16 protein-coding genes are annotated in these 19,619 nt (G+C 67.6%); 8 read left to right on the top strand and 8 right to left on the bottom strand.

Going from position 1 to position 19,619, the window contains the following annotated elements; all coding sequences use genetic code 11:
• Positions 1-159: 159 nt before the first annotated feature.
• Positions 160-1,119, bottom strand: coding sequence for a cysteine synthase A (gene cysK / locus PV764_RS06960; protein WP_019183911.1), 960 nt, complete (start codon positions 1,117-1,119; stop codon positions 160-162).
• Positions 1,120-1,358: 239 nt separating this feature from the next.
• On the opposite strand from cysK, the gene PV764_RS06955 reads away from it, so the two are divergent.
• From PV764_RS06955 to PV764_RS06925, 7 genes are all read left to right on the top strand, one after another.
• Positions 1,359-2,342, top strand: coding sequence for a LysR family transcriptional regulator (locus tag PV764_RS06955; protein WP_019183912.1), 984 nt, complete (start codon positions 1,359-1,361; stop codon positions 2,340-2,342).
• 248 nt (positions 2,343-2,590) lie between these two features.
• Entirely contained in the window at positions 2,591-3,067 is a 477-nt protein-coding gene (locus PV764_RS06950; RefSeq protein WP_421116377.1) for a hypothetical protein, read from the top strand.
• Positions 3,068-3,137: 70 nt separating this feature from the next.
• Positions 3,138-5,195, top strand: a complete 2,058-nt coding sequence (locus PV764_RS06945; protein WP_421116355.1) for a TonB-dependent copper receptor — start codon at positions 3,138-3,140, stop codon at positions 5,193-5,195.
• 248 nt (positions 5,196-5,443) lie between these two features.
• Positions 5,444-6,532, top strand: coding sequence for an efflux RND transporter periplasmic adaptor subunit (locus tag PV764_RS06940; RefSeq protein WP_421116354.1), 1,089 nt, complete (start codon positions 5,444-5,446; stop codon positions 6,530-6,532).
• Positions 6,529-9,654: an efflux RND transporter permease subunit gene (locus PV764_RS06935; RefSeq protein ID WP_019183917.1), complete on the top strand. Its 3,126-nt coding sequence runs from the start codon at positions 6,529-6,531 to the stop codon at positions 9,652-9,654. Before PV764_RS06940 ends, PV764_RS06935 begins: the two co-directional genes overlap by 4 nt.
• 129 nt (positions 9,655-9,783) lie before the next feature.
• Entirely contained in the window at positions 9,784-11,301 is a 1,518-nt protein-coding gene (locus PV764_RS06930; RefSeq protein WP_019183918.1) for an alanine/glycine:cation symporter family protein, read from the top strand.
• Positions 11,294-12,133 (top strand): TrmH family RNA methyltransferase, encoded by an 840-nt coding sequence (locus tag PV764_RS06925; RefSeq protein WP_421116353.1) that lies wholly within the window; start codon positions 11,294-11,296, stop codon positions 12,131-12,133. Before PV764_RS06930 ends, PV764_RS06925 begins: the two co-directional genes overlap by 8 nt.
• 308 nt (positions 12,134-12,441) lie before the next feature.
• Here PV764_RS06925 and PV764_RS06920 read toward each other — a convergent pair whose 3' ends face one another.
• The 4 genes from PV764_RS06920 to PV764_RS06905 all read right to left on the bottom strand — a co-directional run bounded on the left by PV764_RS06920 (position 12,442) and on the right by PV764_RS06905 (position 15,643).
• Complete coding sequence (locus tag PV764_RS06920; RefSeq protein ID WP_399617208.1) at positions 12,442-13,863, bottom strand: M28 family peptidase; 1,422 nt, start codon at positions 13,861-13,863, stop codon at positions 12,442-12,444.
• A gap of 216 nt (positions 13,864-14,079) precedes the next feature.
• Positions 14,080-14,493, bottom strand: a complete 414-nt coding sequence (gene mscL, locus PV764_RS06915) for a large-conductance mechanosensitive channel protein MscL (protein WP_341986531.1) — start codon at positions 14,491-14,493, stop codon at positions 14,080-14,082.
• A 58-nt stretch (positions 14,494-14,551) separates the two neighbouring features.
• On the bottom strand, positions 14,552-15,259 hold the full coding sequence (locus PV764_RS06910) for a fumarylacetoacetate hydrolase family protein (protein ID WP_019183922.1): 708 nt from the start codon (positions 15,257-15,259) through the stop codon (positions 14,552-14,554).
• 108 nt (positions 15,260-15,367) lie between these two features.
• The gene (locus PV764_RS06905) at positions 15,368-15,643 is read right to left on the bottom strand and encodes a hypothetical protein (RefSeq protein WP_019183923.1); all 276 of its coding nucleotides are present in this window, start codon (positions 15,641-15,643) and stop codon (positions 15,368-15,370) included.
• A 180-nt stretch (positions 15,644-15,823) separates the two neighbouring features.
• Here PV764_RS06905 and PV764_RS06900 point away from each other — a divergent pair, with 180 nt between their 5' ends.
• Positions 15,824-16,171, top strand: coding sequence for a Rieske (2Fe-2S) protein (locus PV764_RS06900; protein ID WP_026069892.1), 348 nt, complete (start codon positions 15,824-15,826; stop codon positions 16,169-16,171).
• Between the two features lie 42 nt (positions 16,172-16,213).
• Here PV764_RS06900 and PV764_RS06895 read toward each other — a convergent pair whose 3' ends face one another.
• From PV764_RS06895 to PV764_RS06885, 3 genes are read right to left on the bottom strand one after another with little or no spacing between them, the layout of a single operon-like run.
• Entirely contained in the window at positions 16,214-18,061 is a 1,848-nt protein-coding gene (locus PV764_RS06895; RefSeq protein ID WP_019183925.1) for an SLC13 family permease, read from the bottom strand.
• A gap of 24 nt (positions 18,062-18,085) precedes the next feature.
• The gene (trmB, locus tag PV764_RS06890) at positions 18,086-18,820 is read right to left on the bottom strand and encodes a tRNA (guanosine(46)-N7)-methyltransferase TrmB (RefSeq protein ID WP_019183926.1); all 735 of its coding nucleotides are present in this window, start codon (positions 18,818-18,820) and stop codon (positions 18,086-18,088) included.
• Positions 18,820-19,614, bottom strand: coding sequence for a thiazole synthase (locus PV764_RS06885; protein ID WP_019183927.1), 795 nt, complete (start codon positions 19,612-19,614; stop codon positions 18,820-18,822). The genes trmB and PV764_RS06885 overlap by 1 nt, the downstream gene beginning before the upstream one ends.
• Positions 19,615-19,619: the final 5 nt, after the last annotated feature.

Below are 19,619 nucleotides of genomic sequence, written 5' to 3'. Positions count from 1 at the left end.
TCTAGGCTGCGTCATCATCGTCTCAGGCAGTGCGACCCGCCCGAGCGCTGGCTGACCTTCACACGATGCCGCCGGATCGCTTCACCGCAGATGAAGCGCCGCATGCAAAACGCCCGCCGGTCAGGGCGGGCGTTGCGTTCTTCCGGACCAACGGCGGGATCAGGGCAGACCGGCCAGCCAGTCGTCGTCGGAGCCTTCATTGATATCGGCAAACAGCGGGGTGGAGAAGTAGCGCTCGCCGGTGTCGGGCAGCATCGCCAGGATCACCGACCCCGGCGCGGCCTTGGCCGCGATGTCCAGCGCGCTGGCAACGGTGGCGCCGGCCGAGATGCCGACGAAAATGCCTTCCTCGGCCGCCAGCCGGCGCGAGGTCTCGATCGCCCGTGCATCGTCGATGGTCAGCAGTTCGTCGTAGACGCCGCGGTTGAGCACCTCCGGCACGAAGTCCGGGGTCCAGCCCTGGATCTTGTGCGGCTTCCACTCATCGCCCTTGAGCAGGGCGGCGCCTTCGGGCTCGGTGGCGACGATGCGGGTTTCCGGGCGGGCGACCTTGAGCACCTCGCCGACCCCGGTCAGGGTGCCACCGGTGCCCCAGCCGGTCACGAAGTAATCCAGCCGCTTGCCGGCGAAATCGCGCAGGATTTCCGGGGCGGTCGTGTTGCGGTGATAGGCCGGGTTGGCCGGGTTGGCGAACTGGCTGGCCAGGAACCAGCCATGTTCCTCGGCCAGTTCCTTCGCCCGGCGCACCATGCCCGAGCCGCGCTCGGCGGCCGGGGTCAGGATCACCTTGGCGCCATAGGCGCGCATCAGCTTGCGGCGCTCGATGGAGAAGGTCTCCACCATGGTGGCCACGAACTTGTAGCCGCGCGCGGCGGCCACCATGGCCAGGGCCACGCCGGTGTTGCCCGAGGTCGCCTCCACGATGGTGTCGCCCGGCTTGAGCAGGCCCTTGGCCTCGGCGTCGAGAATGATCGCCAGCGCCAGCCGGTCCTTGACCGAGCCGCCGGGGTTGAACGACTCGACCTTGGCATACAGGGTGACGTGCTCGGGGGCGAGACGGTGCAGGCGCACCACCGGGGTGTTGCCGATGGTGTCCAGGATGGAGTCGTACAGGGCCATGGGGATGCTCCGGAAAAGTCGTTGCCGCCCGGGAGGCCGAGCGGCAGGGGGAGGCTCGGGCCAGTGGCGGCGCAGGGCGCCCGCTCGCGGCCGGGCCGGGGTCGGTCAGACCGTACCGCCGGCATATGACCGCGCGAAATGACCTGATTACCTTCTTAAACAACGTTTGGTTATAAGCTGGTGACGGCATTTGCCCTACAGTCGGATGGCCCCCTCTCCATGCGCCGTATCGCCCGCCCATGACGCTGACCCAACTTCGCTATCTGGTCGCCATCGCCGACGCCGAGCTGAACATCACGCTGGCGGCGTCCCGTGTGCACGCCACCCAGCCCGGCCTGTCCAAGCAGCTCAAGCAGCTGGAGGATGAACTGGGCTTTCTGCTGTTCGTACGCAAGGGCCGCAGCCTGGAAGCGGTGACCCCGGCCGGGGTGGAAGTGATCGGCCGCGCCCGCGCCGTCCTCGGCGAAGCGAACAATATCCGGACCTATGCGGCCAACCAGCGCCGCGAGAGCCAGGGCCAGCTGGTGCTCACCACCACCCATACCCAGGCGCGCTTCGTGCTGCCGCCGGCGGTGGCGCGGATCAAGCAGGCCTACCCGCAGGTCAGCGTGCACCTGCAGCAGGCCGCCGAAAGCGATGCGCTGGACCTGCTCAGCCAGGGCGATGCGGACATCGCCATCATCAGCACCGCCGGTGGTGAGCCCACTGCCGGCCTGGCCATTCCGCTGTACCGCTGGCGCCGGCTGGTGCTGGTGCCACGTGGGCACGCGCTGGACCGCCCAGGTGCCGCGCCGGATCTGCAGGCGCTCGCCAGCCATCCGCTGATCAGCTACGAATCCTCCACCCGCGGGAGCTCCTCGCTCCAGCGCGCCTTCGCCAGCGCCGGGCTGACCCCGGATATCGCGCTGACCGCGCTCGATGCGGACCTGATCAAGACCTATGTGCGTACCGGGCTGGGCGTGGGCCTGCTCGCGGAAATGGCGGTCAACGCCAGCGATGAAGACCTGCGCGCCTGGCCGGCCCCGGCCCCGATCGACGAGTGCATCGCCTGGGCAGTGCTGCCGCGCGACCGCGTACTGCGCGACTACGCGCTGGAGCTGGTGCACGTGCTGGCCCCGCAGATCGACACCCGCGACCTGCGCCGGGTGATCGACGGCAACCAGGAGGCCAACTGGCCGCTGCCGCCCACCTGGGAATCGCTGACGCAGACCATCACCGTCTGACGACGGTGATGGTCCGCCCGCGCATTCCCCCTTTACCGCGCGCCGTTGGCGCGCCCCCTTCAACAGAAGGGGGCTTTTCTCCAGAGGGTTGAGGGGTTCGGTGGGGTGCTTCGAAAAGGCCACTGCGACGGTTGGTCGCAGGGTTTCGGGCTGCCCGGCCCACGGTCGGGCGCTACCATGACGGGGTGAACGTCCGCCGTCGCCCGTATGCCGTTTTTCTGCAGCTTGCCTTCGTGGCGACGCTGCTGATGGCGCTGGCGCCGCTGCTCAGCCGCTGGCAGCAGGCGCACGCTGAGGCGCCGGTGATGCTGATGCCGACCGGCATGACCCACGCGCTGCCTGCGCCGCCGGATGCGCACGCGGGGCACGGCATGCAGCACGACATCGCGCAGCGCGACGTGCACCACCACGACATGCACCACCACGACATGCAGCAGCACGAGATGGCGCGCCATGACATGGCGATGCAGCCCATGCCGACGCACGCCCTGCCAAGCGCCCACGACACCCCCGCATCGTCGCCACCGATGAGCGAGCATGCCGGGCATGGCGACGCCTGCGAGTACTGCATGATGGCCTCGCGGCTGATGCCGTGGCTGGCGGTGCTGATCCTGCTGTTGCCGGCGATGCCGGTGATCGCACCGCGCGTGCTGCGCGCGGTCCCCACGCCTCGCAGCCTGCGCTGGCCGGCCCACGCCGCGCGCGGCCCGCCCGCACTCTCCTGAAACCACCGCCCTTCCTGCCCGTGTCGCCGTGATGGCGGCGCGTGCCTGCGTGTTTTTCTGGAGTTCCACCATGACGGTTTCTTCCCGCAGCGCGGGCGCACTGACGCGCCTGTCTGTTTCCCTGTCGCTGGCCCTGGTCGCGCTGCCGCTGCATGCGGCCAATGACGATGCCCGCACCCTCGATACGCTGGTGGTCACCGCCACCGCACCGTCCTCACCGCTGCACTGGGTCACCGATCCGCGCCTGCCGCGGCAGCCGGTGCCGGCCAGCGATGGCGCCGATTACCTGAAGACGGTTCCCGGCTTCGCCGCGGTCCGCAACGGCGGCACCAACGGCGATCCGGTGTTGCGCGGCATGTTCGGCTCGCGCCTGAACATCGTCAGCAACGAGGGCAACCTGATCGGCGCGTGTCCCTCGCGGATGGACAACCCGCTGTCCTACATCGCCCCGGAAACCTTCGACCGGCTGACCATCATCAAGGGGCCGCAGAGCGTGCGCTGGGGCGCCGGTGCCTCGGCCGGGACAGTGCGCTTCGAACGCGACACGCCACGTTTCGATCAACCGGGCATGGACATCAACGCCAGTGCGCTGGTCGGCTCGCGCAACCGCAACGACCAGGTGCTCGATCTCACCGCCGGCGCATCGCCGGGCTATGTGCGCGTCAACGGCAACCGCTCCGAATCGGATGACTACAAGGACGGCAACGGCGATGTGGTGCCCTCCAGGTGGCGCAAGTGGAACAGCGATGTCGCGGTCGGCTGGACGCCCGATGCCGATACCGTGCTGGAGCTGTCGGCCGGCACCGGCGATGCGATCGCGCGCTACGCCGGCCGCGGCATGGACGGTGCCGCGTTCAAGCGCACCAGCTACGCCGCCCGCTTCGAGAAGGACAACCTGCCCGGTGCGTGGGACAAGCTGCAGGCCAACCTGTACTACAACGACGCCGACCACGTGATGGACAACTACACGCTGCGCACGCCGAACCCGGCCAGCAGCATGCCGATGCCGATGGCCTCCAACGTTGATCGCCGCACCGCCGGTGGCCGTATCGCTTCGGAATGGCGCTGGCAGGACATCGCCATCGTGGCCGGCGTGGATGCGCAGGACAGCCGTCATCGCAGCCGCAACGCGATGGGTCGCAACGTGTACCGCCAGCAGCCGTGGCGTACCGACGCACGCTTGGAGAACCTCGGGGCGTTCACCGAGATCACCCTGGGCGAGGGCACCGCGCAACGCTGGGTTGGTGGCCTGCGCATCGACCGCGCCGAAGTGAAGGACGAGCGCGCCACCGCCGGCATGATGGCGATGCCCAATCCGACCGCCGGGCAGACCCGTCGCGAGAACCTGGGCAGCGGCTTCGTCCGGTTCGAGCGCGACATCGCGCCCGCGTTGACCTGGTACGCCGGGATCGGCCATAGCGAGCGCATGCCCGACTACTGGGAACTGTTCTCGCCGGATCTCGGCCCGGTGGGCGCGATCAATGCCTTCACCGGTGTGCAGCCGGAGAAGACCACCCAGCTCGATGTGGGCCTGCAGTACCGCACCGATCGCCTCAACGCCTGGGTCTCGGCGTATGCCGGGCGCCTCCAGGACTACATCCTGTTCACCTACCGCGACGGCGGCATGATGGGCAGCACCAGCCAGGCCACCAACGTCGACGCGCGCATCGCCGGTGCTGAGGCGGGTGCGGAATGGCAGCTGGCCCGGCAGTGGAAGCTCGGCGGCACACTGGCCTACGCCTGGGGCGAGAACCGCAGCGACGGCGGCGCGCTGCCGCAGATGCCGCCGCTGGAAGCCCGGTTCAGCACGGCCTGGGAAGGCGAGCGCTGGAGCGTGGGGGCGCTGGCGCGTGCCGTGTCCCGCCAGGGGCGTGTGGCAGCCGGGCAGGGCAACGTGGTCGCCCGCGATCTGGGCCCCAGCGCCGGCTTCGCCACCCTGGCCTTGAACGCCAGCTACCGGGTCAACGCGGCGCTGCTGGTCAGTGCCGGCGTGGACAACCTGTTCGACCGCACCTACAGCGAGCACCTGAACCTGGCCGGCAGCGCCGATTTCGGCTTCCCGGCCGATCCGGTGCGCATCAACGAGCCCGGCCGCACCGCCTGGCTGAAAGTGAACTATCGTTACTGAGCCTCACGGCCGGGCGGGGGCCAAGCCTCCCGCCCGGCCTCTGCCGCTGCCGGGCGCGACCACCCGGCGCCGCCCGCGCATTTCGACATGCGTCGATACATGGCGATACATCCGGTGCAGGCCCCAGCACGGAAAGGCTTTCGCCCGTCACCAGCGGATGTGAAGAGGCCGGTAAACGCTTGGCACATATGCCCCGGCTCGACCCCTCTATACACTCGGCGGTCGAGAAACAACCGGGAATGGATTACATGTTGGGACGCATCGCAGCGCGCTTCGCCGCTGGCATCACTCTGGTCGCGTTGGCTGGGTGTGGCAGCAAAGACGAGGCCGCTCGCCGGCAGGCAGACGCCGTACCGGTCACCACCCAGGTGGTGCAGACCTCGGCATGGAGCGACACCCTGCAGGCACTGGGCACGGCCAAGGCGCGCGAATCGGTCACGGTCACCGCCAAGGTGAGCGAAATCATCGAGACGGTGCACTTCGAAAGCGGGCAGCAGGTCAGTGCCGGTACGCCGCTGGTGACCCTGCGCGGGCAGGCCCAGGAAGCCGCGCTGCTGCAGGCCCAGGCCACCTTCCTGGAAGCGGACCAGCTGTACAAGCGCCAGCGCGAACTCGCCGCCCAGCAGCTGGTGGCCAGCTCCACCCTGGATACGCAGCGCGCCATCCGCGATGCCGCCGATGCACGTGTGCGTGAGATGCAGTCGGATATCGGTGATCGCCGCGTGCGCGCGCCCTTCGCCGGCGTGCTGGGCATCCGCCAGGTCAGCGCCGGTTCGCTGGTCACGCCCAGCACCGCGATCACCACGCTGGACGACATCGAGCGCATGCACGTGGACTTCCAGGTGCCCGAAGCCGAGCTGGCCTCGCTGAGCACCGGCGACAAGGTCAACGCGACCAGCGTGGCCTACCCGGGCCGCAACTTTGAAGGCCAGGTCGCCACCATCGATACCCGCGTGGATCCGGGCACGCGTGCGGTGACCGTGCGCGCCGATTTCATCAACGCCGACCACGCCCTGCGCCCGGGCATGCTGCTGGATGTGCGCATGTTCCGCCCCGAGCGCCAGGCGCTGGTGATTCCTGAAATCGCCGTGGTGCAGGTCGGGCGCGATTCGTATGTGTTCCGGGTCAAACCGGACCAGGTGGTGGAGCGCGTGGACATCACCGCCGGCGCGCGCCGCAGCGGCGTGGTCGAAATCCGCGATGGTCTCGCCGCCGGTGACCGCATCGTCGTGGACGGCACCGGCAAGCTGCGCCCGGGCCTGAAGATCCAGGCCGAAGAGGCGGCACCGGCCGCGCCGGCCGCCGCTGCCACCGCTGAACCGGACACCGCCGGATGAAGCTTTCCGATATTTCCATCCAGCGGCCGGTCTTCGCCGTGGTGATGAGCCTGCTGCTGGTGGTGCTGGGCTTCATGTCGTTCACCCGCCTGACCCTGCGCGAACTGCCGGCGATCGATCCGCCGATCGTCTCGGTCTCGGTCGATTACACCGGTGCCTCGGCGGCCGTCATCGAAAGCCGCATCACCCAGGTGCTGGAAGATGCCCTGGCCGGCATCGAAGGCATCGATACCATCAACGCGCGCAGCTCCAACGGGCGCTCGCAGGTCAGCATCGAATTCACCTCCAACCGCGATATCGAAGCGGCCGCCAACGACGTGCGCGATGCGGTCAGCCGCGTGGCCGACCGCATGCCCGAAGAGGCCCGGCCGCCGGAAATCGCCAAGGTCGAGAGCGACGCCGATCCCATCATCTGGCTCAACATGAGCTCGACCTCGATGGATACGCTGGAGCTGAGCGATTACGCCGACCGCTACATCGTCGATCGCTTCTCCAGCCTGGATGGCGTGGCCCAGGTGCGCATCGGTGGCCGCCAGCGCTATGCGATGCGGATCTGGCTGGACCGCGACCAGCTCGCCGCGCGTGGCTTGACCGTGGGCGATGTGGAAACCGCGCTGCGCAACGAGAACGTCGAGCTGCCCGCCGGCCGCATCGAATCCACCGACCGCGATTTCACCCTGCGCGTGGAGCGCAACTACGTCAAACCCGAAGACTTCGCCGGTATCCCGCTCGGCAAGGGCGCCGACGGCTACGTGGTGCGCATGGGCGATGTGGCCAAGATCGAACTGGCCTCCTCCGAGCGCCGCGCCTACTACCGAAGCAACGGCGAGCCCAACATCGGCCTGGGCATCGTCAAGACCTCCACCGCCAACGCGCTGGATGTCGCCCGCGAAGCGCGCGCCGAAGCCGACCGGATCAGCAGCACGCTGCCGGAAGGTACGCGCATCTTCGTCGCCTTCGACAACACCACCTTCATCGAGGCGGCTGTCGATCGCGTGTATGCGACGCTGGTCGAAGCGATGCTGCTGGTGCTGGCGGTGATCTGGCTGTTCCTGGGCAGTTTCCGTGCCGCCTTGATTCCCGCAGTCACGGTGCCGGTCTGTCTGATCGCCGCCTTCATCGCCCTGTATGCCTTCGGTTTCTCGATCAACCTGCTGACCCTGCTCGCGCTGGTGCTGTGTATCGGCCTGGTGGTGGATGACGCCATCGTGGTCGTGGAAAACGTCCAGCGCCGCATCGATCTGGGCGAGCCGCCGCTGGTCGCCTCCAAACGCGGTACCACCCAGGTGGCGTTCGCGGTGATCGCCACCACCGCCGTGCTGGTCGCGGTGTTCCTGCCGGTCGGCTTCCTGGAAGGCAACACCGGCCGCCTGTTCCGTGAGCTGGCCGTCGCGCTGGCCGCGGCGGTGGCGTTGTCCGCGTTCGTCTCGCTGACGCTCACCCCGATGATGGCCTCCAAGCTGCTCAAGCCGCACACCGGCCAGGCGCCGAAGGGCCTGCACGGTGTCATCAACCGCAACCTGGATCGCCTGTCGGGCGCGTACGGCCGCTTCCTGGAAGCGCACGTGACCCGCACCTGGGTCTACATCGTGGTGATGATCCTCTCGTTGCTGGCCAGCGCGCTGCTGCTCAAGGTGCTGCCCTCCGAACTGGCCCCGGCCGAAGACCGCGGCTCGTTCCAGATCATGATCGACGGCCCGGAAGGCGCCGGCTTCGACTACACCGTCGGCCAGGTCCAGCAGGTCGAGAAGATCGTCTCCGGTTTCGTCGGCGAGGACGAGCCGATCGTGCGTGCCAACCCGCGCGTTCCCGGTGGCTGGGGCTCCAGCGAAGAAATGCATACCGGCCGCATCAGCGTGTTCCTGCAGCCGTGGCGGCAGCGCGATGTCTCCACCCCGGACGTGGCCGCCGAACTGCAGACCCACCTCAATGATCTGCGTGGCGTGCGCGTGCGCACCCAGGTCGGTGGCGGCCTGGTCCGCAGCCAGGGGCAGCCGTTCCAGATCGTGCTCGGTGGCCCGGAATACGCGGAAATCGCGCAGTGGCGTGATCGCATGCTGCTGCGCATGGCCGACAACCCCGGCCTGGTCGGCACGGATTCGGACTACAAGGAAACCCGCCCGCAGATGCGCGTGAACATCGACCGCCAGCGTGCGGCCGATCTGGGCGTGTCGGTCACCGCGATCGGCAGCGCGCTGGAAACCATGATGGGCTCGCGCCGCGTCACCACCTTCGTCGACAACGGCGAGGAGTACGACGTGCTGGTCCAGGCCGGTCGCGAAGGCCGCGCCTCGCCGTCGGATCTGGCCGCGATCCGCGTGCGCGCCAGTGGCGGCGAACTGGTGCCACTGTCCAACCTGGTCACGCTCAGCGAAGTGGCCGAGGCCGGCAGCCTCAACCGCTTCAACCGGCTGCGCTCGATCACCATCAATGCCGGCCTGGCCCCGGGTTATCCGCTGGGTGAAGCCATTGCCTGGGCCCAGCAGGTGGCCAGCGAAGAGCTGCCGCAGCACGCGCAGATCAGCTGGAAGGGCGAATCACGCGAGTACCAGAACGCCGGCAGCGCCGTGCTGCTGACCTTCGCCATGGCCCTGCTGGTGGTGTTCCTGGTGCTGGCCGCGCAGTTCGAGAGCTTCATCCATCCGCTGGTGATCATGTTGACCGTGCCGCTGGGCGTGCTCGGCGCGCTGCTGGGGCTGTATGTCAGCGGCGGCACGATCAATCTGTTCAGCCAGATCGGCATCGTGATGCTGGTCGGCCTGGCGGCCAAGAACGGCATCCTGATCGTGGAGTTCGCCAACCAGCTGCGCGATGAAGGCCGCAACGTCCACCAGGCCATCGTCGAATCGGCCATGGTCCGCCTGCGTCCGATCCTGATGACCTCCATCGCCACCGTGGTCGGTGCGATCCCGCTGGTGGTGGCCGGTGGCCCCGGTTCGGCCAGCCGCGGCACGATCGGCGTGGTGGTGATCTTCGGCGTGACCGTGTCCACGTTCCTGTCGCTGTTCGTGGTGCCGGCGTTCTATTCGCTGCTGGCCCCGTACACGCGTTCGCCGGAAGCCGTGGCGCGCGAACTGGCCCGCCAGGAAGCGGAAACACCCTCCGTGGGCGGCCATGCCTGACCGGAATGGGCGGCATTGCCGCCCATTCATCGAAATTGCCACTACGCAGCCCGGCGCGGATCGTGGAGAATCGACCGGGTCCCAGCCGACGGGGACGTTCCTTTTGTTTCCGCCGACTGGAGAGAGCGCGTGGAAGAAGTAGTCCATTTCATCAATGGGATCATCTGGAGCAAGGCTCTGATTTTCCTGTGTCTTGCCGCAGGCCTGTATTTCAGTGCCCGCACCCGTTTCATGCAGATCCGCGGGTTCGTGGAGATGTGCCGCCTGACCGTACAGGGTGAAAAATCCGAGGCGGGTGTGTCCTCGTTCCAGGCACTGGCCATGTCCATGGCCGGCCGCATGGGTATCGGCAACATCGCCGGCGTGGCCACCGCGATCGCGTTCGGCGGCCCCGGCGCGATCTTCTGGATGTGGGTGATGGGCTTCCTCGGCGCCTCGACGTCGTATGTGGAGTGCACCCTGGCGCAGATCTACAAGACCAAGGATGCCGAAGGCCGCTACCGTGGCGGTCCGGCGTACTACATCGAAAAGGCCATGGGCCTGAAGTGGTACGCGCTGGCCTTCGCCGTGGCGACCATCATCGCCGCCGGCTTCCTGATGCCGGGCGTGCAGGCCAATGCCATCGCCGACAGCATCATCAACGCCTGCCGTGGTGGTGCCCTGTGCGGGCCGCTGGATGGCCAGGTCATGGGCCTGGAATCGGTGCAGGCACTCAAGCTGGGCATCGGCATCGTGGTCGCGCTGCTGTTGGGCGTGGTCATCTTCGGCGGGGTCAAGCGCATCGCCAGCTTTGCCGAAGTGGTGGTGCCGTTCATGGCCGCCGGCTTCATCCTGATGGCCATCGTCATCATGATCCTCAACTACGAGCGCGTGCCGGAGATGTTCAACATCATCTTCAGCAGCGCCTTCGGCGCGCACGCCGCGTTCGGCGCCATGATGGGCCTGGCGGTGGAGTGGGGCGTCAAGCGCGGCATCTATGCCAACGAGGCCGGCCAGGGTACCGGCCCCCACGCGGCAGCCGCCTCGGAGGTCTCGCACCCGGCCAAGCAGGGTTACGTGCAGGCCTTCGCGATCTATTTCGACACCATGATGGTGTGCACCGCCACCGCCTTCCTGATCCTGGCCGCAGGCACCTACAACGTGTACTCGCCGGTGGCCGGCGGCGCGCCGGTGTTCGCCGGCCTGGCCGGCGTGGCCGAAGGTGCCGGCTACGCGCAGGCCGCGGTGGAAACCGTGCTGCCGGGCTGGGGCGCAGGCTTCGTGGCAATCGCGATCTTCTTCTTCGCCTTCACCACGATCATGGCCTATTACTACATGGCCGAAACCAACCTGAGCTACATCAACCACAACGCCAAGCGCCCGCTGACCGTGCTGCTGCTGCGCCTGGGCATCATCGGCATGGTGATCTTCGGTGCCTTCCACAATGCCGGCCTGGCCTGGGCGCTGGGCGACATCGGCGTGGGCCTGATGGCGTGGTTGAACATCATCGCGATCCTGATCGTGCAGAAGCCGGCGATGCTGGCGCTGCGCGACTATGAGCGTCAGAAGAAACTCGGCCTGGATCCGATTTTCGACCCCGATGCCCTGGGCATCAAGAACGCCGATTTCTGGCGTACCCGCAAGCTGGAGCTGTCCCGTAGTGAATGATCCCTGGAAGAATGCGCGCCGTCCGTCCTCGCGGCCGCCGCGCGCCACGCCGCTGCCGCCCCGCGAAGGTGGCACCCCGCCGCCGCCCGGCCGTGGCAGCGACGAGCTGCGCCTGTATGGCTGGAACGCCGTGCAGGCGTTGTTCGAGCATCGCCCGCAGGCGCTGCGCAAGCTGTACCTGACCGAGGCGCTGATTCCGCGCATGCAGCCGGTGCTGAAGTGGTGCGTGGCCAACCGCGTCGGCTACCGCGTGGTGGAAGACGGCGATCTGAACAAGCTCGCCGCCACCACGCATCACGAAGGCCTGGTGGCCGACGTGCTGCGCGCGCCGCTGCTGGCGCTGGATGAATGGCTGGCCACGCTGCCGGCCGGGAAGCCGGTGCTGGCCTTGTGGCTGGATGGCGTGGGCAACCCGCACAACTTCGGCGCGATCCTGCGCTCGGCGGCGCACTTCGGTGTGGCCGGGCTGCTGTTGCCGCCGGACTCGACGCTGGCGCTGTCCGGTGCGGCCGCGCGCGTGGCCGAAGGCGGTGCCGAGGCCGTGCCGCTGGTGCGCCTGCCGGCGCTGCCCGAGGCGATGGCCCAATTGCGTGCCGCCGGTTTGAGCCTGGCGGCCACGCTGGTGGAGGGCGGCGATGATCTGTTCGCCACGGCGCTGCCATCGCGGCTGGTGTATGTGATGGGCGCCGAAGGCGAAGGCATGGACCGCGCGCTGGCCCAGGACTGTGACCATCAGGTCTCGATCCCGGGTACCGGTGTCGTGGAAAGCCTCAACGTCGCTTCGGCGACGGCAGTCCTGTTGGCCCAGTGGTACGGACGCAGTCGCGTCTGACCACTGCGTGCAATTTCGGGGGGAGCGCGGCGTCATTCGCGCCACCCACGGTGTGATCGGTTTCACCGAAATCGTCGTGACTACATCGCTTTCGGATTAATCGCATAGTGCATGCAGTGAAAACTGCGCACAGTGCGGAGTGGACGCTGTGCTGCGTGGATGAGGAGAGACACCCCCGCAGTGCGGCGATCCGCTTGTCCGGACCGCGAAGGTCTAGCGGCGCTCACCGCGTGGGGTGTGACGTTATCCCGGTAGCCCGGTCGCATTGCGACCGGGCTTTTTTTGTACCTGCCGCGTGTGTGTGGGGATTACTCGCTCGGCGGCGTGGTCGGCTTGGCTTCGCTGCCGAAGCTGCCATCGGCCTCGGCCGCCAGGTAAGCGAACACGGTGTAAGCGGCCACGTTCTGCGCCAGGGCGGCGGGGTCGATCTTGTCCAGGGTGTCGTCGGCGGTGTGGTGCAGGTGGAAGTAGTCACTGCCGTCCTGCGCCAACCACGCCCACGCGCCGCCCTTGGCGGCCAGCGGGCCCACGTCCGGGCCCGGGCCGCCCTTGTCGGCGGCGTACTCGATGCCGAGCGGCTTGAGCACCTCGGCGATCTGGCGGGTCGCCTCGCGCGAATTGGCTGGATTCGGCGAGCCGGTATTGAAGGCGTAGATGCGGCCGGCGCCGAAATCGCTCTCGGCCGCGAGCTGGTGCAGCACCACGTCCTTGGCGTGCGCCTCGGCATATGCCTTGCCGCCATACAGGCCCTGCTCTTCATTGGCGAAGGCGACCACGCGGATGGTGCGCTTGGGCGCCTGCTTGAGCTGGCCGATCAGGTGGCCGGCGGCCATGGTGATGCCAACGCCGGCCCCATCATCCACCGCGCCGGTGCCCAGGTCCCAGGAGTCCAGGTGACCGCCGATCACCACCACTTCCTTGGGCAGGCTGCGCCCGGTGATCTCGCCGATCACGTTGTACGAGGTTGCCTTGCCGTCCCAGCCGCAATCCAGGCTGAGCTTGAGCGTGGTGCTGCCCAGCGCAACCAGGCGCGCCAACTGGTTGGCATCGGGCACCGACAGCGCCGCAGCGGGTACCGGGGTCAGGCCGTCATCGAAGCGGGTGATGCCGGTATGCGGCACGCGGTGCGAGTCGGTGCCGGCCGAGCGCATCACGAAGCCGATCGCGCCCTTGCGGATCGCCTCGGAGGGGCCCTTGCTGCGCACCGCGCCGCCGTTGCCGTAGTCGCGGCCATCGCGGTAGGCGGTCATCTGGTAATCGACGAAGGCGATCTTGCCCTTCAGCGATCCCTCGGGCGCGGCCTGCAGCGCGGCCAGGTCGGCGAAGCGCACCACTTCCGCCTCCACCGTGCCACCCGGGCTGCCGCCGAGCGCGGTGATGGTCAGCGGCTGGGCATGCTTGCCGATCACCTCGGCGTGCTCACTGCGGCGCTCCCACTTGGGGAAGGTGACCGGCTCGGTCCAGACCTTGTCGAAGCCCAGCGATTTGAACTTGGCCACCGCCCACGCGACGGCGCGCGCGTCGGCTTCACTGCCGGCGATGCGCGGGCCAATCTCGGTGGTCAGCGACTCGACGACCTTCCAGCCGGTGTCATCCTTCAGGGCCTGCTCGCGCAGCTCGGCGGCGGTGGCCAGCGACTTGGGGGGCAGCGTGGTGATACCGGTCGCCGCGAACGCGGGCGCGGCCAGCAGGGCGAGGGAAGATGCGATGGCAAGGACGCGGCGACGCATGGGACGAACTCCGGGAAACGGGGCGGAAGCGTCCGAGCTTACCAGTCTGTCCGGCGCGTACATGGGCGGGAGGTCATGCTCCGGCGAATGCTGTTTTCCAAACGCGAAAACCCCGCCGGAGCGGGGTTTTCAGGTAGTGCCGGCCGCTGGCCGGCTCCGCGCGATGCAGGGTGTCGGGTGAGCCGGCCAGCGGCCGGCACTACTGGGGGTGGGGTCTTACTGCTTGAGGTTGTCGCGGATCTCGCGCAGCAGCAGCACTTCTTCGCTCGGTGCCGCCGGGGCGGCCGGCTCGGCCTGCTTCTTGCGGGCCAGGCGGTTGATGAACTTCACGACCATGAAGATCGCAAAGGCCACGATCACGAACTGCACCACGGTATTGAGGAAGTCGCCGTAGCCGATCACCACCGCCGGGATCTCCTTGCCATCGGGCGCTACGCGCGCCGGGGCCAGGGTCCACGCCAGTTCGGAGAAGTCCACGCGGCCGATCACCCAGCCCAGCGGCGGCATGATGATCTTGTCCACCAGCGCGGTGACGATCTTGCCGAACGCCGCACCGATGACCACACCGACCGCCAGGTCGATGACGTTGCCACGCATGGCGAATTCTTTGAACTCAGTCAGTACACCCATCGGGCTCTCCTGTCGTAGTGGGGGAATCAAATGACGCCGCAGCGTAACGCAGCCATTGTCATCCGGCGATGATGCCGTGGCGCTCGGCCACGTTTTCCAGACGTGCGCTGAAACGGTCGCCGGGCTTCAACGCGGCCACGCCGGAAGGCGTCCCCATGAAGACCAGATCGCCCGCGCGCAGCGCCCATAGTTTGGAGAGTTCGTGCAGGATCTCCGGCACGTTCCAGATCATCTGATCCAGCAGCGACTGCTGGCGCACTTCGCCATTGATCTCCAGCGAGAGGTTGAGCGCGGCCAGATCGCCGACTTCGCCAGCCGGCACCAGCTCGCTCACCGGGGCGGACTGATCGAAGCCCTTGGCCGGGTCCCACGGGTGGCCCTTGGCTTTGGCCTGCGCCTGCAGATCGCGGCGGGTCAGGTCCAGGCCGACGCCGTACCCGAACACCAGCGCTTCGGCCTGGTCGACCGGCAGTTCACCGGCAGGCGCGTCCTTGCCGATCGCCACCACCAGCTCCACTTCGTGGTGCAGGTCCTGGGTGGCGAGCGGGTAGGGGATCACATCGTCATGCCCGACCACGATCGCATCGGCCGGCTTGCTGAAGAACATCGGGCGGCCGCGATCATCGGCGGCGGGCACGGCCGCGCCCATTTCGCGCGCGTGATCGGCGAAGTTGCGGCCCACACAGTAGATCCGGCGCACCGGGAAAGTACCGCCACCGGCGACCGGAATGCGGGGCTGCTCGGGCGTGGGGATTACATCGGTCATGCGCGCGTCCTGTGGAGAGGTTTCGCCGCAGTCTAGAGCGTTTTTCCGCTCCCACAAACAGAAACGGCCGCGCAGGGCGCGGCCGTCATCAGGAGGGAAGCGCGTCGATCAACGCGACATCGGCAAGGCCTGCTTGCGGACCACGCGGTATTCACCGTCCACGACCTGCGACGGAGCGGTGCGCGCATTCTTGCGCTGGGCGAGCAGCTTCCATGCCAGGCCGGCGATGATCATCGCCGCGCCCACGAATACACCAACGAACACCAGCGCGGCCAGGATCGCCAGGCCCAACAGACCGACCGCGACGCGCACCAGCGGGTGGCGCGGCTTGCGCGGCGCGAACAGGGTGCGGAACTGGTTGAACTGGAAGATGCGGCTGTACATGGCACTCTTTTTTGGCTGAGGTCAGCAGTGGATGAGTATCCGTGCTGGCCTTTGTGACTGAGTGAAAAAAGCGTTAAACGTACCCCGCACACATTGCAAATCAATGACTTGTATTCATCCGGGAGCCAGTGACATGAGCGCGTGAGACACTACGGTTTCCGTTGCCTGCTGCTGGATGCCATGTCCCCGCCCGAGACCACCGCCACCGCCCTGATCACCCTGCAGGCCATTGCCGACGGGGGTTTTGCCGAGGTCGACGCCAGCATCGAGGGCGACAGCGAATCGGTGGTGCTGTACCGCCAGGGCGATCAGGTGCGCGCGTGGCTGAACATCTGCCCGCACGCCGGCCGCCGGCTGGACTGGGCCCCGGGTCAGTTCCTGAAAAGCAAGGAAGGCCACCTCGTCTGCGCGGCACACGGGGCCTCGTTCTCCCTGGACAACGGCGACTGCGTGGCCGGACCGTGCCGCGGTGATCGCCTGCGCGCGGTGCCCGTGCAGGTGCGCGATGGGCAGGTCTGGTTGGGATGACGACGAACGGCCGGCCACTCATTATCTGACGGCCGGCACTCCCTAGAACATCAGGTTGATCATCAGCACCACCACCACCGTATAGATCAACGACAGCGGGGCGCCGACGCGCCACAGCTCGCGCGGGGTGTAATTGGCCGGGCCGGTGATCATCGAAATCACCGGGTTGGAGGCCGTCATCAGATTGTTGGAGGCCGACAACGCCACGATCAGCGCGAACGCGGTCGGGCTGCCCCCGGCCGCCAGTGCCAGGTTCACCGCAATGGGCACCATCACGATCGTCGCGCCTACATGGCTGATCACCAGCGAGAACATCGTGGTCAACAACGCCAGCGCGATTTCCAGCACCCAGACCGGGATGCCGGTCGGCAGGCGGTCGATGGTGTGGCCGGCGATCCACGCCGCCGCGCCACTGCTGTCCATCGCCCAGCCGAGCGGAATCAGCCCGGCCATCATGAACACCGTCTTCCAGTTGATCGAGGCATAGGCCTCGTCCATGCGCAGCACGCCGGTCAGCAGCATGCCGGCCACGCCGGTCATCAGGGTCAGCGCCACCGGCAGCTTGGAGGTCAGCGCGATCAGGATGGTGATGGCGAAAATGCTCATCGCGATCTTGAACTTGTGCGGGCGCTGTTCGCCCTTGGGGTAGTCGGTGACCACCACGAAGTCGCGGCTCTTGGCCGCCTGCGCCAGGTCGGTCCAGATGCTGTGGAAGACCAGCATGTCACCGGCGCGCAGCGCCACGTTGCGCACGTCCTCGCGGATCACCTGCTTGTCGCGGTTGATCGCCAGCAGGCTGATGCCGCGCTGCTTGCGCAGGCGCAGGTCCGAGGCGCTCTTGCCGATCACATCGGAGGTCGGCGGCACCACCGCTTCGGAAATGCCGGCGCGGCTCGGGTTGAACAGATCGCCCAGGTGCTTCAGCCGTGAGGACATCCGCAGGAACTGGTTCTGCGCGAAATCGCTGACCTGCTGGCGCGCGCCCATCACGCCGAGCACGCTGCCCACCCAGATGCGCATCTCCGCCGGTGGCGCCAGGCGGGTGTCATTGCCGGTCTTGAGTGCCAGCAGCAGCGGCGCGTCGTGCACGTTCTCCGCTTCGCCCAGGGTCATGCCGACCAGCGGGCTTTCGGCAGTGACCACCAGCTCGAACACATCACCTTCGATGCCGTAGGTCTTGGCGAAGTAGCTTTCCGTGCGGGAGGGGGTAACGCCATCGTTGGCCAGCGTCTCTTCCTCGACCAGCTTGCGGTCGCCAAAGTAGCGGAAGTACAGCAGCGAGGCGATCAGCAGCGCCACGCCGATCGGCAGCGGCGCGAACATGCGCAGCGGTTCGATGGTGGCCAGGCCGGAGGGCAGGTTGTTGTTGGCCGAGGCCAGCAGATCGTTGAGCAGGATCAGCGGCGAGTTGCCGACCATGGTCAGTGCGCCGCCCATCACGATGGCCGCGGCGATCGGCAGCAGCAGGCGCTGCAGGGTCAGCCCGGTGCGCGCGGCCAGGCGCGAGGCGACCGGCAGGTACAGCGCCATCACCGAGGGGTTCTGCATGAACGAGGAGTTCAAGCCGGCGATCGCGGTGGTCATCATCAGCAGGCGCGTCTCCACGCCATGCCCGCGCCGCAGCAGCCACGCCGCCAACCGGTTCAACGCCCCGGTGCGGTCCAGGCCCGCGCCGAGGATGGTGGTGGCGATGATGCTCATCACCGCGTTACCGGAGAAGCCCCCGAAGATTTCTTCCGGGGCGATCAAGCCGGTGACGCCGAGCACCACCAGCACCACCAGCGCCACCACATCGGCGCGGATGCGCTCGAACAGGAACATCGCCATCGTGAAGCCGACCAGCCCGAGGACGAGCTTCATGTCGGTAGTCAGCGTCAGCGCGGTATCCATGGGGTGGCGCGGTTCCTAGTCGGATCAGGTGCGGTCGTACAACAGGTCCCACACACCATGGCCGAGCTTCTGGCCACGGGTTTCGAAATGGGTCTGCGGGCGCCATTCCGGCCGCTCCACCTGCCCACGCGGACCGGCCCGGTTGGTCAGCCCGGCGGTGGCGTCGAGCACCTCCCACATCTGCTCGGCATAGTCTTCCCAGTCGGTGGCGCAGTGCAGGCGGCCACCGACGCGCAGCTTGCGTACCAGCAGCGCGGCAAAGCCGGGCTGGATCAGGCGGCGCTTGTTGTGGCGCTTCTTGTGCCACGGGTCCGGGAAATAGATGCGCACTTCATCCAGCGCGCCATCGGCGATTTCCTTCTCCAGTACTTCCACGGCATCGTGGTGGTACAGGCGCACGTGGTCGGCGTTGTCGTCGGCCAGCGCGTTGAGCAGGCGGCCGACGCCGGGCGCGTGCACCTCCAGGCCGATGTAATCGCGGCTCGGGTCCTGCTGGGCGGCGAAGCGCAGCGCCGCGCCGTTGCCGAAACCGATCTCCAGCACCTTGTGCGCATCGCGCCCGAAGGTGGCATCCAGATCGCGCGGCTCACCGGTGAAGTCCAGCCCGAAACGCGGCCAGCGGTCGTCGAACGCACGCTGCTGGGCGGGGGTGAAGCGGCCCTGGCGCAGCACGAAACTGCGGACCTCGCGGCGGCCTTCGGTGATGGTGAAGGGCTTGGGCGGTGCCTTGGCACCGGCGCTGTCGAAAGGATTGGTCATCAGCCGATCAACCCGTCGATCGGTGAGGACGCACTGGCGTAGCGCTTGCGCGGAATGCGGCCGGCCAGGAAAGCCTCGCGGCCCGCTTCCACGGCCTTGCGCATCGCGCTGGCCATCAGCACCGGGTTGCGTGCACCGGCGATGGCGGTGTTCATCAGCACGCCATCGCAGCCCAGCTCCATCGCGATCGCCGCATCGGAGGCCGTGCCCACGCCGGCATCGACGATGATCGGCACCTTGGCGTCTTCGATGATCTGCAGCAGGTTGTACTTGTTCTGGATGCCCAGGCCCGAGCCGATCGGCGCGGCCAGCGGCATCACCGCGGCGCAGCCGATCTCTTCCAGGCGCTTGGCCAGGATCGGATCATCGGAGGTATAGACCATCACCTCGAAGCCATCCTTGACCAGCTGCTCGGCCGCCTTGAGCGTCTGCACCACATCCGGGTACAGGCTCTTCTGGTCGCCCAGCACTTCCAGCTTGGTCAGGTTGTGGCCGTCCAGCAGCTCGCGGGCCAGCCGGCAGGTGCGCACGGCGTCCTCGGCGGTGTAGCAGCCGGCGGTGTTGGGCAGGATGGTGTAACGGTCCGGCGGCAGCACGTCGAGCAGGTTCGGCTCGCCCGGGTTCTGCCCGATGTTGGTGCGGCGGATCGCCACGGTGACGATCCGGGCGCCCGCGGCCTCGGTGGCCAGGCGGGTTTCTTCCAGATCCTTGAACTTGCCGGTGCCGGTGAGCAGGCGGGAAGCATAGGTCTTGCCGGCGATCACCAGCGAATCAGTGGGGACAGGTGCGTTCATGCCCC

Origin of the sequence: Stenotrophomonas sp. AS1 (genome assembly GCF_048957655.1) — a bacterium.
GTDB classification, from domain to species: domain Bacteria; phylum Pseudomonadota; class Gammaproteobacteria; order Xanthomonadales; family Xanthomonadaceae; genus Stenotrophomonas; species Stenotrophomonas bentonitica_A.
This window is presented reverse-complemented; position numbering and strand designations above follow the sequence as displayed.

What these genes read in the sequence shown, in the direction of transcription:
- cysK (WP_019183911.1), bottom strand. Translation starts at nt 1,119, where the DNA reads ATGGCCCTGTACGACTCCATCCTGGACACCATCGGCAACACCCCGGTG.
- PV764_RS06955 (WP_019183912.1), top strand. Translation starts at nt 1,359, where the DNA reads ATGACGCTGACCCAACTTCGCTATCTGGTCGCCATCGCCGACGCCGAG.
- PV764_RS06950 (WP_421116377.1), top strand. Translation starts at nt 2,591, where the DNA reads ATGGCGCTGGCGCCGCTGCTCAGCCGCTGGCAGCAGGCGCACGCTGAG.
- PV764_RS06945 (WP_421116355.1), top strand. Translation starts at nt 3,138, where the DNA reads ATGACGGTTTCTTCCCGCAGCGCGGGCGCACTGACGCGCCTGTCTGTT.
- PV764_RS06940 (WP_421116354.1), top strand. Translation starts at nt 5,444, where the DNA reads ATGTTGGGACGCATCGCAGCGCGCTTCGCCGCTGGCATCACTCTGGTC.
- PV764_RS06935 (WP_019183917.1), top strand. Translation starts at nt 6,529, where the DNA reads ATGAAGCTTTCCGATATTTCCATCCAGCGGCCGGTCTTCGCCGTGGTG.
- PV764_RS06920 (WP_399617208.1), bottom strand. Translation starts at nt 13,863, where the DNA reads ATGCGTCGCCGCGTCCTTGCCATCGCATCTTCCCTCGCCCTGCTGGCC.
- mscL (WP_341986531.1), bottom strand. Translation starts at nt 14,493, where the DNA reads ATGGGTGTACTGACTGAGTTCAAAGAATTCGCCATGCGTGGCAACGTC.
- PV764_RS06910 (WP_019183922.1), bottom strand. Translation starts at nt 15,259, where the DNA reads ATGACCGATGTAATCCCCACGCCCGAGCAGCCCCGCATTCCGGTCGCC.
- PV764_RS06905 (WP_019183923.1), bottom strand. Translation starts at nt 15,643, where the DNA reads ATGTACAGCCGCATCTTCCAGTTCAACCAGTTCCGCACCCTGTTCGCG.
- PV764_RS06900 (WP_026069892.1), top strand. Translation starts at nt 15,824, where the DNA reads ATGTCCCCGCCCGAGACCACCGCCACCGCCCTGATCACCCTGCAGGCC.
- PV764_RS06895 (WP_019183925.1), bottom strand. Translation starts at nt 18,061, where the DNA reads ATGGATACCGCGCTGACGCTGACTACCGACATGAAGCTCGTCCTCGGG.
- trmB (WP_019183926.1), bottom strand. Translation starts at nt 18,820, where the DNA reads ATGACCAATCCTTTCGACAGCGCCGGTGCCAAGGCACCGCCCAAGCCC.
- PV764_RS06885 (WP_019183927.1), bottom strand. Translation starts at nt 19,614, where the DNA reads ATGAACGCACCTGTCCCCACTGATTCGCTGGTGATCGCCGGCAAGACC.